This window comes from Lysinibacillus sphaericus, assembly GCF_002982115.1.
In the GTDB taxonomy this organism is placed as follows: Bacteria; Bacillota; Bacilli; order Bacillales_A; family Planococcaceae; genus Lysinibacillus; species Lysinibacillus sphaericus.
In genome coordinates this window covers 1,807,299-1,819,655 of record NZ_CP019980.1, presented here as the reverse complement: position 1 = coordinate 1,819,655, position 12,357 = coordinate 1,807,299, and the positions used below count along the sequence as shown (strand labels likewise).

General features: G+C 36.8%; 16 protein-coding genes. 3 read left to right on the top strand and 13 right to left on the bottom strand.

Annotated features, from left to right (window positions below; translation table 11 throughout):
- Nucleotides 1-2 precede the first annotated feature (2 nt).
- The 3 genes from xseA to nusB all read right to left on the bottom strand — a co-directional run bounded on the left by xseA (nucleotide 3) and on the right by nusB (nucleotide 2,939).
- A complete protein-coding gene (gene xseA / locus LS41612_RS09135; protein WP_024361177.1) occupies nucleotides 3-1,355 on the bottom strand; it encodes an exodeoxyribonuclease VII large subunit in 1,353 nt (450 codons plus the stop codon).
- A 305-nt stretch (nucleotides 1,356-1,660) separates the two neighbouring features.
- Nucleotides 1,661-2,524: a bifunctional methylenetetrahydrofolate dehydrogenase/methenyltetrahydrofolate cyclohydrolase FolD gene (gene folD, locus LS41612_RS09130; RefSeq protein ID WP_024361178.1), complete on the bottom strand. Its 864-nt coding sequence runs from the start codon at nucleotides 2,522-2,524 to the stop codon at nucleotides 1,661-1,663.
- A 34-nt stretch (nucleotides 2,525-2,558) separates the two neighbouring features.
- Complete coding sequence (nusB, locus tag LS41612_RS09125) at nucleotides 2,559-2,939, bottom strand: transcription antitermination factor NusB (RefSeq protein WP_024361179.1); 381 nt, start codon at nucleotides 2,937-2,939, stop codon at nucleotides 2,559-2,561.
- Nucleotides 2,940-3,267: 328 nt separating this feature from the next.
- Between nusB and LS41612_RS09120 the strand changes: the two genes are divergently transcribed.
- Nucleotides 3,268-4,110: a MerR family transcriptional regulator gene (locus tag LS41612_RS09120; RefSeq protein ID WP_024361180.1), complete on the top strand. Its 843-nt coding sequence runs from the start codon at nucleotides 3,268-3,270 to the stop codon at nucleotides 4,108-4,110.
- A 186-nt stretch (nucleotides 4,111-4,296) separates the two neighbouring features.
- A complete protein-coding gene (locus LS41612_RS09115) occupies nucleotides 4,297-5,466 on the top strand; it encodes an MFS transporter (RefSeq protein ID WP_024361181.1) in 1,170 nt (389 codons plus the stop codon).
- 72 nt (nucleotides 5,467-5,538) lie between these two features.
- Here the strand turns inward: LS41612_RS09115 and LS41612_RS09110 are convergent, their stop codons facing one another.
- A complete protein-coding gene (locus LS41612_RS09110; protein WP_024361182.1) occupies nucleotides 5,539-5,949 on the bottom strand; it encodes an Asp23/Gls24 family envelope stress response protein in 411 nt (136 codons plus the stop codon).
- Between the two features lie 330 nt (nucleotides 5,950-6,279).
- Here LS41612_RS09110 and LS41612_RS09105 point away from each other — a divergent pair, with 330 nt between their 5' ends.
- Nucleotides 6,280-6,489 carry a hypothetical protein gene (locus tag LS41612_RS09105; protein ID WP_024361183.1) on the top strand — a complete coding sequence of 70 codons (210 nt, stop codon included), beginning with the start codon at nucleotides 6,280-6,282 and terminating at the stop codon, nucleotides 6,487-6,489.
- 115 nt (nucleotides 6,490-6,604) lie between these two features.
- Here LS41612_RS09105 and LS41612_RS09100 read toward each other — a convergent pair whose 3' ends face one another.
- The 9 genes from LS41612_RS09100 to LS41612_RS09065 all read right to left on the bottom strand — a co-directional run bounded on the left by LS41612_RS09100 (nucleotide 6,605) and on the right by LS41612_RS09065 (nucleotide 12,294).
- Nucleotides 6,605-7,378 (bottom strand): class I SAM-dependent methyltransferase, encoded by a 774-nt coding sequence (locus tag LS41612_RS09100; RefSeq protein ID WP_024361184.1) that lies wholly within the window; start codon nucleotides 7,376-7,378, stop codon nucleotides 6,605-6,607.
- Between the two features lie 140 nt (nucleotides 7,379-7,518).
- Nucleotides 7,519-8,880, bottom strand: coding sequence for an acetyl-CoA carboxylase biotin carboxylase subunit (gene accC / locus LS41612_RS09095; RefSeq protein ID WP_024361185.1), 1,362 nt, complete (start codon nucleotides 8,878-8,880; stop codon nucleotides 7,519-7,521).
- Between the two features lie 12 nt (nucleotides 8,881-8,892).
- Nucleotides 8,893-9,390: an acetyl-CoA carboxylase biotin carboxyl carrier protein gene (accB, locus tag LS41612_RS09090; protein WP_024361186.1), complete on the bottom strand. Its 498-nt coding sequence runs from the start codon at nucleotides 9,388-9,390 to the stop codon at nucleotides 8,893-8,895.
- 200 nt (nucleotides 9,391-9,590) lie between these two features.
- Nucleotides 9,591-10,151 carry a SpoIIIAH-like family protein gene (locus LS41612_RS09085; protein ID WP_024361187.1) on the bottom strand — a complete coding sequence of 187 codons (561 nt, stop codon included), beginning with the start codon at nucleotides 10,149-10,151 and terminating at the stop codon, nucleotides 9,591-9,593.
- Complete coding sequence (locus LS41612_RS09080) at nucleotides 10,152-10,571, bottom strand: SpoIIIAG-related protein (RefSeq protein ID WP_024361188.1); 420 nt, start codon at nucleotides 10,569-10,571, stop codon at nucleotides 10,152-10,154. It abuts the gene before it with no gap.
- Between the two features lie 62 nt (nucleotides 10,572-10,633).
- On the bottom strand, nucleotides 10,634-10,777 hold the full coding sequence (locus LS41612_RS23295; protein ID WP_162832708.1) for a hypothetical protein: 144 nt from the start codon (nucleotides 10,775-10,777) through the stop codon (nucleotides 10,634-10,636).
- A gap of 1 nt (nucleotide 10,778) precedes the next feature.
- A complete protein-coding gene (locus LS41612_RS09075; RefSeq protein WP_024361189.1) occupies nucleotides 10,779-11,690 on the bottom strand; it encodes a stage III sporulation protein AE in 912 nt (303 codons plus the stop codon).
- A 12-nt stretch (nucleotides 11,691-11,702) separates the two neighbouring features.
- Entirely contained in the window at nucleotides 11,703-12,080 is a 378-nt protein-coding gene (locus LS41612_RS09070; RefSeq protein WP_024361190.1) for a hypothetical protein, read from the bottom strand.
- 4 nt (nucleotides 12,081-12,084) lie between these two features.
- Nucleotides 12,085-12,294 (bottom strand): hypothetical protein, encoded by a 210-nt coding sequence (locus tag LS41612_RS09065; protein ID WP_008179863.1) that lies wholly within the window; start codon nucleotides 12,292-12,294, stop codon nucleotides 12,085-12,087.
- Nucleotides 12,295-12,357 lie beyond the last annotated feature (63 nt).

Sequence of the window (12,357 nt, the reverse complement as noted above, 5' to 3'; positions counted from 1 at the left end):
TGCTATTCCTCCTTACTATTTGGCAAGACATTTGTCACTTCGGCTATTACTTTCCCATCGTGGAAGGCCAATGTTAGTTGATCTTGCCGCTTTAAGTCAGTAGACGATTTCAACACTTTGTCATCTTTATATGCGACTGTGAATCCTCTTGTTAAAATAGCAAGCGGATTTAATGCTTCGAGTGTTCTTACAGATGCCTCAAATTGTTGTTTTTGCTTTGTTACGTAATGTGTTGCAGAACGTGTTAGCTGTTGAATGCGCTGTTCTAATTCCCTTTGATGAAAAACGAGCGCTTTTTTTGGTGATTGCTGCTCTACTGCGCTATGCAATTTTTGAAGTTGTGCTTCTTTTTTCATCAAATCCACTTGCATCGCTTTTTGTAAAGTTGTTTCAAGCTGTGCTAGCCGTTCGGTAAACGGACGATACAATCTTTCTGGCATCGATAAAGGATAGGACTGTTGTAGCTTATTTAGACGTTGTCGCTCCGTTATAAGTTGCGCCCTCACGATTTGGTGAAGCTGCGATTTTTGAGTCAACACTCGTTGATACAATTCTTGCTGGTCAGGAACTGCCATTTCAGCAGCAGCAGTCGGTGTCGGTGCACGTAAATCTGCTACATAATCGGCAATCGTCGTATCCGTTTCGTGCCCTACTGCGCTAATAATTGGAATCCGACTATCAAAAATAGCACGTGCTACAGCTTCCTCATTAAACGCCCATAAATCTTCAATTGATCCTCCACCCCGTCCTACTAACAAGACGTCACAAACAGCATCTTGATTAGCGCGTTCAATATTGTGTACGATGCTTGGTGCTGCTTGTGCCCCTTGTACAAGGGTCGGATAAATGAGAATTTCAGCAAGCGGATACCGTCGCTTTAAGGTTGTACAAATATCTCGAATCGCGGCTCCAGTAGTGGATGTTAAAACACCTATTTTTTCAGGAAACTTTGGAATTGGCTGTTTCCATTCTGGTTTAAAAAGCCCTTCTTTTTGAAGCTGTTCTTTCAGTTGATTAAAAGCAACAAACAGGCTTCCGATTCCATCTGGTTGCATTTCCTGCACATATAATTGATATGTACCATAGCCTTCGTAAACGTTTACATCTCCTCGGATAAATACTTGCATACCCTCTTTAGGCTCGAATGCTAATTTTGTTGCTGCAGCTTTAAACATCGTAGCTGCAATCCGTGCGCCATCATCCTTTAACGTAAAGTAAATATGCCCAGATTGGTGTACTTTAACATTCGATAATTCCCCTTTGACATAAACTTCGCGAAGATGTGGATCTGCATCGAATTTTCGTTTAATATATTTCGTTAACGCTTTTACAGTTAAATAAGAAGCTGATGACATTATTTTCGGCTCCTTTACTAAAATCAAGTTTTTCACAAAACTACACTTATCATAACATTTTTTGTCGCGCCTGACGTGTAAAAATACAGTTTCACAAGAAAAAAACGTCTGTCTTTCATCCTATTTTAAAACATTACTGTAACATATTTATTCCAAACTTGGCTCGGATGAAAGTGGCTACTATGTGTCCTTTTTAGTGGCGATTCTTGCAATATTTTATCCGCACACGATGTACTTGCAAAAAGAGAGCCACCTCAAAAGTAATGAGATGGCTCTCTAAGCAAACGAAATTCTATTGTAAGTAATTACTTCATTTTATTCGCAAGCTTTGTTTCTGCCGCTTGCACTGTGTTGAAGAGTAACATCGTGATTGTCATCGGGCCGACACCGCCTGGAACTGGTGTAATGTGAGATGCGATACCGTCAACCTCTGCAAAGTTTACGTCCCCGCATAGCTTGTTGTTTTCATCGCGGTTAATGCCGACATCAATAACAACAGCACCTTCTTTCACATGCTCTTTTGTAATAAAGTTCGCACGCCCCACAGCTGCAATTAAAATATCCGCTTGTTTTGTGAATGAAGGTAAATCTGGTGTTTTTGAATGCGTGTATGTCACCGTCGCATCTTTTTGTAGCAATAGTTGTCCCATTGGTTTCCCTACAATATGACTTCTACCTACAATGACTGCATGCTTTCCAGCGATTTCAATTCCTGAATATTCAAGAAGCTTCATCACGCCAAACGGAGTACATGGTAAAAATGTTTCCTGGCCAAGCATCATTTTCCCAACGCTAACTGGCGAGAAGCCATCTACGTCTTTTTCAACAGCGATTGTCGCAATAACTGTGTCCTCATCAATATGTTTAGGCAGTGGTAATTGTACTAAAATCCCGTGAATATCTTCACGATTATTTAATAATTCAATTTGCACTAACAGCTCTTCTTGTGTCGTTTCCTCTGGCAGTTTAATTAACTCTGAAAACATCCCAATTGCTTCACAAGATTTTTGCTTATTTCTCACATATGTAGCTGAAGCTTGGTTGTCCCCAACTAGAACAACCGCTAAGCCTGGAATTAAACCTTGCTCCTTTAAACGAGCTACTCGCTCGGCTACTGAACTACGAATTTCTTGACCAATCTCTTTACCATTAATAATTGCACTTGACATAAACCTTAGTTACTCCTTCCAATTCAACACATTTTTATTGTTCTGTAAATTTAGAAAGTACGCCATTAACAAATTTTGACGATTTATCGTCTCCAAATGTTTTGCATAACTCGATTGCTTCATTAAGTACTACTCTTTTTGGTGTTTCTTGCATGTATAAAAGCTCGTATACAGCTAGTCGTAAAACTGTTCTCTCAATTTTTGGCAGACGGGCAAGTGACCACTTTTCTAGATGCTGCGTTAATGCCGCATCAATTTCCTCTAAATGTTCAGCTGTTCCATTTACAATCTTTTCGTAGAAAGCATTTGTCGGTTGACCTTTAATATGTGCTTTTGCTTCTTCGACTGTAAGATCTGTATTGTCTAGCTGAAACAAAACTTGCAACGCTTTTTCACGTGCTTCATGTCGTTTCATGTAAAGCTCTCCTTCTTAAGTGGCATTAAGGTTTATAATAGCATAAATTCGTACGAGAAACACGGATTCAAGCAAGTTTTCAATAATCTGAAACCTTTTTCAAGCAACTTTCTACTTATTTTAACTTCTAATTTGTTGAAATGTTAAAAATGTAGTGCTACCTTATTTTTAACTTGTGGACCTTCTTACAATATATAACGGAAACTTTTTATAATAGGATGCAATCTTATCGAGCCATTTCTTTGCTGAATGCTATAATAAAAAAATACACTTTCTTTAGCGAGAGTTTGACACAAACGCAACATTTTTTACTAGTGGAGGAAAACAGATGAAAGAACATTATTATACAATCGGGGAAGTTGCAAAATTAGCAAACCTTTCTGTGCAGACCCTTCGTTACTACGACCAAATTGACTTGTTTAAGCCTGCTTATACTGATTCCGCTAGCAATTACCGCTATTATAAAGACAGTCAGATTTTTTACTTAGATATCATTAAGTCACTAAAATATATCGGGACATCACTTGAAGACATTAAAAAGGCGCTTATGCTAACGCCTGAAGAGCTGCTTGTTTTTTTAGAACAACAAGAACAACGGTTGGAAGAAAAAATTTCACGTCTGAATGAAGTAAGATACACGCTGTTGAAAACAAAAAAGCAAATGCAAGAGCAAATTGACATCCCCATCTTCGGCGAAGTTTACACGCGTTTTGAAGAAGAAATGCCAATATTACAAGTGACTACGACTGAACTGACACCCACTTCTAGCACCAATACATACTACAGCATTTTAACAAAAATTATCGAGAATGAAGGAAGTGTCTTAAATAGTCGCTATGGATGTATTTATCCGCTCGCTCATTACAAAGATGTAAATGACATTTTTTATGATGCGATTTTCACTCCACTATTAACGGAACGTAGATTTTCTAAACTGACAACGAATATGAAACAAACCATTGTACCAGCAGGTAAGTATGCTTGCATTGCTTTTATTTATCACCCCGATACGTATTTTTCCTTTTACGAAAAACTTAAAAAATATGTAGATGCGCAACAAACAGCATTTGAATCCACCGTTTACGAATTATATATGCCAGCAACCTTAACTGATGAGCAGGAAAAGAAGTTTATTGTAGAATTAAAAATCAGACAAAGTACGACGCTTTAATCACCTTCCTCATTTAAGTAAGAATAATTCTAGTGCATTGCATAACTATGCCGTTTTACTTCCACACTAAAAAAATAAAAACAAATCTTTTGACCCTATAGTAACTATAGGGTTTATTGTATTAGATGGAAAATATTCTAGTAGATTATGAATCTCGTGTATCGTGAACTGTTGAAGGAGAGAAAAATGAACAAGAATCAAGCTATAACATTAACTATTTTATTAGCCAATCTCTTTATCGCCTTTTTAGGAATAGGATTGGTTATCCCGGTATTACCAACTATTATGAACGAGCTTAATATTACAGGCTCTGTCGTTGGCTATATGGTGGCAGCATTTGCCATAACACAACTGATTGTATCGCCAATTGCAGGGAAACTGGTGGACCGTATTGGCCGAAAAATCATGATTGTTGTTGGTCTATTTATTTTTGGCCTTTCAGAGCTATTATTTGGGATGGGCCGTTCCATTGAAATTTTATTTTTATCGCGCATGCTTGGTGGTGTAAGTGCTGCTTTTATTATGCCCGCAGTAACAGCATTTATTGCTGATATTACAACAATGGCGCAACGTCCGAAAGCACTTGGCTATATGAGTGCAGCTATTAGTACTGGCTTTATTATAGGACCAGGGCTCGGTGGATTTTTAGCAGAATACGGTACACGTTTACCTTTCTTCGCTGCCGGTGTTCTCGGTTTCGTAGCAGCGTTATTATCGCTCACATTTTTAAAAGAACCGACACGTGCTACGGATGATACAGAAGCCGCATCTTCTATTTTCAGCAGTGCGAAACGAATTTTTAGCCCTTTGTATTTCATTGCATTTGTGCTTATTTTTGTCCTTTCATTTGGTCTTGCAGCATTCGAATCACTCTTTAGTTTATTCGTTGATCATAAATTTGCATTTACACCATCTGATATTGCTATTATCATTACCGGTAGTGGTATTATTGGTGCCATTGCCCAATTACTATTGTTTGACTGGCTTACGAAGAAAATGGGCGAGATTAATGTTATTCGATACTCCCTCATTCTGTCTGCCACGCTGACTTTTGCCATGACAATCGTTAATCATTATTTCGCAATATTATTTGTGACATTCTTTATTTTTGTCGGCTTCGATTTAATTCGTCCTGCTGTTACGTCCTATTTATCAAAAATCGCAGGAAATGAGCAGGGCTTTGTTGGGGGCATGAACTCTATGTTTACAAGTCTCGGAAATATATTCGGACCAATTATTGGGGGAATATTATTCGACATTGACTTAAATTATCCATATTACTTTGCTACCATCGTGTTAGTTTTCGGCGTAATACTTGCACTGTTCTGGAAGAAACCAAAAGATATCGCGCTATAAAACCTTTTAACCAATTTAAAAAGGAGTTGCCTTCTATGGTGAAATATCACCAAGATGGCAGCTCCTCTTTTTTTATTCTGGTACTACTGTTTCCTCTTTTTCGAAGTGAATACCTGTAATATGGACATTCACCTCTGCTGTTTCAAGTGCAGTCATATTTAAAATTGCTTGGCGAATTTGCGTTTGTACATCCTTTGCCACTTTCGGAATTGAATAGCCATATTTTACAGAACAAAATACATCAATGGTAATTTTCCCATGTTCTGTTACACCAGATTTTATGCCCTTATTGTGTACTTTCTTACCGAAGCGTTCAACGACGCCAGTTGCTATATTACCACGCGTTGCTGCGATACCCTCTACCTCGTTTACTGCGATTCCAGCTACAATTTCAATTACTTCTGCAGCTACTTCAATTTTCCCAAGCTCTTCTTTACCAGAAGGTGTTGGTTGTACGAAAGATTGTCCTACTTTCTCTGCCATACAAATATCATCCTTTCCCTTACACATCGCAAGCAAATGCTGTTGTTATGCTTATTATACTATAAAAAGGAAGGTTTGGCTTAGAAAAGACGTTTTCATTTTTTTTACATACAAGTAATCCTAGAATTTTCTTCCTTGTTGATTAGACATTGAAAGTTAATCACCGGCTTCTATTTTGCTTTCAATGGGCTTTTTATTGTTGACTGCTAATAACACAAGTTTTATCCTATCGATATCTTAACGATTCTATCTACACCTTACACTGCCTTCGTGCTACAATTGCTTTATGATTGAAAAATATTCCAGATGTTTTATGGTGGGGGATTGAAGATGGATAATGAAACAATTGAGAAAAACGAACTTTATGGTTATAAAACCTACAATATTTTTGCTTATATCATCGGTTTATTATTATCACCATTATTAGGGGTTATTATGGGCATAGTAGGCGTCAAACAACGTAAGAAATATGCATGGAGTATTATTGTTGTTTCAATTGTAGGTGGGTTGTTGAATTTTTTCTTAGTTAGTAATCTATAAAATTTTTTACGCTTGTAATGATGAACTTGCGTTATTGGATATCCTTATACGCAAGTTCTTTTTGATAGTTCTTCCGTTCTGTCAATAGCGTATCTATAAAAAACCTTCAAACTTTTCAGTTGCTTATTTTTTTACAAACATAGATTAACTCGTAACTGTCATTCGTAGCAACGGTTTCTTTCCAGTCCTGAAATACATCTACAATTTCAAAACCGTTGTACAATAAAATCCGTTCCATTTCTTTTGGATATACATATCTTAAGCTTATCTTTGTGCTCTTTTCATCCACCATTTGACCTTCACTATTTTTATACTTTCTAATTGTTGTATAGTGTTGGATTTGACTTAAAGCATCATAATGACTAATTGTATAGACATCAACAATATGAAGCGAATCGCGATCAGTATACGTTCTCCAATATTCTTCCGTACTTGGTTGAAGTAATTCCTCTGCGCTAGGAAACCTCGTACCAAAAATGAAGATGCCTCCCATTTCCAAATGTTTATTCACTGAAGAAAGTAAACTATCTTGCGCATTGTTCGTCAAAAAATGTTGAAATGAATTCCCAACTGAATAAATGAAATGACTTTTCGTTGGTAATTGCAATTTTGTACAATCTTGTTCCACCCATTTAATCGGCAAATCAAAATCCGCTGATTTTTTCTTTGCTTCATTTAACATACCTTTATGGATGTCTACTCCTATCATTTGATAACCATTTTTAGAAAGTGGAATCGTCAGTCTCCCCGTTCCACAAGCTAAGTCAATGATTGTTCCTTGTGTAGTTGACGCCCACTTTAACAAAAAGGGCAATTCTGCCAAATAGCTCTCATTTTCTATGTCATATAAAATCGGGTCATCGTATTCTTCAAAATTATACATAACCATATCTTCTCCTCTCTTTTCAATTTATTTACAATGTTAACATAAAACAAAAAATAGACATCTACTAAATAAAAAACCTTCTGACTACTAAAAGCCAGAAGGTTTAAGAAATAGATATTCGATTCTATTTCATCGTTTGTTAATTATTTCTTACTTGTTCCTAATACGTCATTTTCTTCCAAGAATTTCGTGTTGAATTTCGCAGATTTGAAGACGTCGTTGTTCATTAATGCTTGGTGGAATGGGATTGTCGTATTGATACCAGGACCAGCTACTTCAAATTCACCTAGCGCACGATTCATTTTCGCAATTGCTTCTTCACGCGTATCCGCATGAACAATCAGTTTTGCTACCATTGAATCGTAATATGGAGGAATTGTGTAACCTGCATAGACAGCAGAGTCAATACGTACACCATAGCCACCTGGTGTTACATAAGTATCTACAGTACCGGCTGATGGCATAAAGTTTTTGTATGCATTCTCTGCGTTAATGCGGCATTCAATTGCCCAACCATTTAATTTAATATCATCTTGTGTGAATGGAAGTTTCTCACCTGATGCAATTTTTAATTGTTGTTGAACAAGATCGACACCAGAAATCATTTCTGTTACAGGGTGTTCTACTTGGATACGTGTATTCATTTCCATGAAGTAGAACTTGTCCTCTTGATAGTCATAGATGAACTCGATTGTACCAGCACCTTCATAGTTACATGCTTGAGCTGCTTTCACCGCTGCTGCACCCATTTCTGCACGGCGTTCAGAAGATAGAGCAGGAGATGGAGCTTCCTCTACTAATTTCTGCATACGACGTTGAACAGTACAGTCACGTTCGCCTAAATGTACGACATTACCGTACCCATCAGCTAACACTTGAATTTCACAGTGACGGAAGTATTCAATGAATTTTTCTAAATATACGCCAGGGTTACCGAATGCTGCAGCAGCCTCTTTTTGCGTAATATCAATACCTTTTACAAGGTCTTCTTCTGTACGTGCTACACGGATACCTTTACCGCCACCACCAGCAGTTGCTTTAATGATAACTGGGTAACCAATTTTCGCAGCCCATTCTTTACCTGTTTCGATATCTGGAACAATACCAGTACCTGGTACAAGTGGAACGCCCGCTGCTTCCATTGTTGTACGAGCAACGTCTTTAATCCCCATAATTTTGATGGAATCAGATGAAGGACCAATGAATTTAATGCCCGCATTTTCACATGCTTCAGCGAAATCAGCATTTTCAGAAACGAAACCGTAACCTGGGTGGATACCGTCTGCTCCTGTTTTTTCTGCAACGCTTAACAATGCTGGGAAGCTTAGATAAGAATCTTTAGATAGCTTTGGACCGATGCAATATGCTTCGTCTGCTAACTTCACATGTAATGCATCTGCGTCAGCTTCAGAATATACAGCAACCGATTTGATGCCTAATTCTTTACAGGCACGAATAATACGAACAGCGATTTCGCCGCGGTTTGCGATTAAAACTTTTTTCATGGTTTGCACTCCTTACTCAGCTTTTACAAGGAATAATGGTTGACCGTATTCTACTAAATCGCCATCTTTGGCAAGTACTTCAACGATTTCACCTTTAACTTCAGCTTCGATTTCGTTGAAAAGCTTCATCGCTTCTACGATACAAACGATTGTTTCATCGCCTACTTTGTCGCCAACTTTTACGTATGCTGGTGAATCTGGGTTTGGAGCTGCATAGAACGTACCAACCATTGGTGATACAATTTTATGTAACGATGGGTCGTTGCTTGCAGGTGCTGCTACTGGAGCTGCTGGTGCTTCTTCAGCTTTCGCTGGAGCTGCTGGTGCTACTGGTGCAGTTTGTTGTACAACAGGGGCTGTTTCTTGTTTTTTAGGTGCTACTGTTTCAGTTACGACAACACCATTCTTTTTTAATTTAACCTTTGCGCCATCTACTTCATAAACGAACTCGTCGATTGAAGAAGAATCTACTAATTTGATAATTTCACGAATTTCTTGAATTTTGAACATTTCTAACTCTCCTTATGAAATAAAATCTACTACAATCACTATTCTATATTTTTTTCAAACAATTTGAAACACTAAAATGAAAATTAAGTAAATATAAACAAAATAAAAGGCTTTCTTTTACTAAACGAAAGCCTTTTCATTATGCTGATATATAACAATGATTAATTAATAAACAGAATATTCCTTTTTTTCTTTATTATTTAATAGTTATTTGCACTGAATTTAACTTGAACGTCATTTGCGCCTTCCCACTCTGTTTTTACTAAATAAATAATTTCATTTGCTTGTGATTTTGATAATTCTTCTGCCATAACCGTTACGGAAACTTTTTCACCTTCCGCTCTAACAAACGCATCATTATAGCCTAAAGACTTAATCAACATTTCAAGCATTGCTTCAGCCGATTCCTGTTTAATCAAGCCATCGATTTCATTGAAAGCCTCATTTTTTTCTTCAGCTGTATATTCTTCAGACGCAATTTTTTGCGTTAATTGTTCACGTAATTGGCTTCTTTCATCATTTACTTGCATACGCATTTCTTCAAATAAATGACTTGGAGACAATACTTCTTGGGTTGCATCTTGCTTATTAGTAGCTTCCTGATCTGTAACACCTGTAATTGCTGTTTGTTGTAATGTATCATCTGTAAAAATCGTTAAGCCATTAAACTGTTTTGCAGGATCCACCAAATAATAAACTGAAATAACTGCTACAAGACTTAATAATGTCATAAACCAAACTGTTCTTCTACGTACGCGCATTTACTTTTCCTCCTTATTTTCCATTGGAACAATAATAATTCGATGAATAGGTAATTGCATCACTTGACTAACGACCGCACGAATTTCATTTTTTACAAATATATCTGATGCTCCTTCTGAAACAATTAGCATTCCTGTTACATCTTTCGTACCTTGGTCAGTCCCTCGAAAATACTGGCTAAATAGTTTATTTTCATCCTTGGCATCTGTCATCTCTCCATAATAAAAATATACTTTAACCTCCCCAACACCATGCATTGCCTTAAGCGTTTGCTCAAGTTTTTCTTCATTCGTATTCGGTGTTACTCGCTCATTTGATGAATTCGTTTGATACATAGGAAACACGATGAAAATTCCCACGGAGGCAGCAATCAACATTAAGACGATAAATGACGTTGTTTTTTTTCGTGCCTTTTCCACATCACTTGTACATTGCCTCCTTTCATCTTCTCTTTTTCAAGTGTATGTACGCTTGTTTCCTCCTATGAATTGATAAATGGAATCTTTAATAGCAATTGCAAAAATACTAACGTAATGACAAGTTTTGTTAGTGAAATTATTTGTTTATCATCCGTCAGAAATACGAAAAATTGACAAATAAAGAGCAATGCCAATAAAAGAATCAATCTATCTCCCCCCTGCCAGCACTTGCACGAAAACAATAAGGAAAAAACAAGAAAACATAAATGAAAAAGCAATTAGAAATGATACTGCACATAATGTAAAGAGAGATTTACTAACATGATCAAGTAATTTACATATATCATCAAAAGCAATCGGTTCTAAAATAGCGGCTAATAGTTTTAATGAATACGCACTAACCACAAGCTGGACTGTCGGAATAAACGATACAGTTATCACGGCAATAAAAGCACTTATACTACTAATTGAAGTAGAAAATTGGGTCATATGCTGAAACATTGAAAAACTATCTACGATAAAAGAACCGACTACTGGAATATTTTCTTCTATTAACTTTTTCACTGGCTCTGCAACAGCCTTATTGACACTAAATGCAGCAACACCACTTGCCGACATTAAAATGATGTAGCAAATAACAGACGCAGAAACAATACTCATAATAGTAAAACGAATTAATTCTGCAATTCTCGTAAAAGATATTTCTTTGACAATGACACTGCATACATCAAAGACAATGGCAAAGAGTACACCTGGGATAAGCCATTTACTACTAATGATCGTTAAGACTTGTACAAAAAAAAGCAAAAAAGGCTGCCAAGAAGCAATTGCAGTAATACTACTGGATAGCAAAAAACTAGAAGTAAGAATTGGATAAAAGGCTGTGAATATATGAGAAAGTCCTTGTGCAATTTCATCAATAAGTTGAAATGAGTTAACGACTACTGGTCCAATCGTGGCTAACACAATAAGAAAAAAAAGGATTCTTGTCCCTTTTTCAAATTCTGGTAAAAGCATGTTGACAATTAACGTAATGATGACATAGCCACACAATATGAGCGTCATCTTGAGCAAGAGAAAAAATGGATCGATGAAAAACGAAAGTAGTTGCTCCTGCACTGGCTTCGCCCCTTAGTTTAACCTTTGTAAAATAGATGACACCCCCTGTAAAACAACCACAAATTCTTTAAACCAATACAGTAAAATAACAATTTTAACTGCATCGAAAACGATACTACCTAAAACTTTATAGCTATGCTCCACTAATAACATCGACACCCATTGCCCTACATAAAAAAGACTAGCACTCATTACAATGGCTTTTGCATAAGGCAAAAATGAAAGCATATCGAGAATTTGTTTGACGAAAGGCAATAGGAGTGTCGTAAACAAAAAACTGAACAGCAAAAAAGAAAACATTACACTAATTAGCGCGTGGAGTGGCTGTATGACTTCTTTTATAAGCAACAATAAAAGCAGCATGACAACAGCAACAATGACAATTTCCATTTACTTACCCAGATGAGGTTAACCACTGGAAGAATGTTAAAATTTCAGTGAAAAATAGACGTAAAAATCGGAGCAATTCTGCTGTCATATATAAGTAGGCAATAAAAAATAAGAAAAATGAAAATTCTTTCTTCCCTGTTTGATCAAAGAAAACATGAAGAAGCGCTACTACTAGTCCCACTCCAGCGACTCTTAATACGTCTTGTAATTCCATTCATACGCCCCCTCGTGTACAGCAATATATGTCGCACTCCAAAAAAAAAGAACAGTGCCAGTC

Excerpts from the sequence above, each read along its gene's own strand:
- xseA (WP_024361177.1), bottom strand. The coding sequence starts at position 1,355 with ATGTCATCAGCTTCTTATTTAACTGTAAAAGCGTTAACGAAATATATT.
- folD (WP_024361178.1), bottom strand. The coding sequence starts at position 2,524 with ATGTCAAGTGCAATTATTAATGGTAAAGAGATTGGTCAAGAAATTCGT.
- nusB (WP_024361179.1), bottom strand. The coding sequence starts at position 2,939 with ATGAAACGACATGAAGCACGTGAAAAAGCGTTGCAAGTTTTGTTTCAG.
- LS41612_RS09120 (WP_024361180.1), top strand. The coding sequence starts at position 3,268 with ATGAAAGAACATTATTATACAATCGGGGAAGTTGCAAAATTAGCAAAC.
- LS41612_RS09115 (WP_024361181.1), top strand. The coding sequence starts at position 4,297 with ATGAACAAGAATCAAGCTATAACATTAACTATTTTATTAGCCAATCTC.
- LS41612_RS09110 (WP_024361182.1), bottom strand. The coding sequence starts at position 5,949 with ATGGCAGAGAAAGTAGGACAATCTTTCGTACAACCAACACCTTCTGGT.
- LS41612_RS09105 (WP_024361183.1), top strand. The coding sequence starts at position 6,280 with ATGGATAATGAAACAATTGAGAAAAACGAACTTTATGGTTATAAAACC.
- LS41612_RS09100 (WP_024361184.1), bottom strand. The coding sequence starts at position 7,378 with ATGGTTATGTATAATTTTGAAGAATACGATGACCCGATTTTATATGAC.
- accC (WP_024361185.1), bottom strand. The coding sequence starts at position 8,880 with ATGAAAAAAGTTTTAATCGCAAACCGCGGCGAAATCGCTGTTCGTATT.
- accB (WP_024361186.1), bottom strand. The coding sequence starts at position 9,390 with ATGTTCAAAATTCAAGAAATTCGTGAAATTATCAAATTAGTAGATTCT.
- LS41612_RS09085 (WP_024361187.1), bottom strand. The coding sequence starts at position 10,151 with ATGCGCGTACGTAGAAGAACAGTTTGGTTTATGACATTATTAAGTCTT.
- LS41612_RS09070 (WP_024361190.1), bottom strand. The coding sequence starts at position 12,080 with ATGGAAATTGTCATTGTTGCTGTTGTCATGCTGCTTTTATTGTTGCTT.
- LS41612_RS09065 (WP_008179863.1), bottom strand. The coding sequence starts at position 12,294 with ATGGAATTACAAGACGTATTAAGAGTCGCTGGAGTGGGACTAGTAGTA.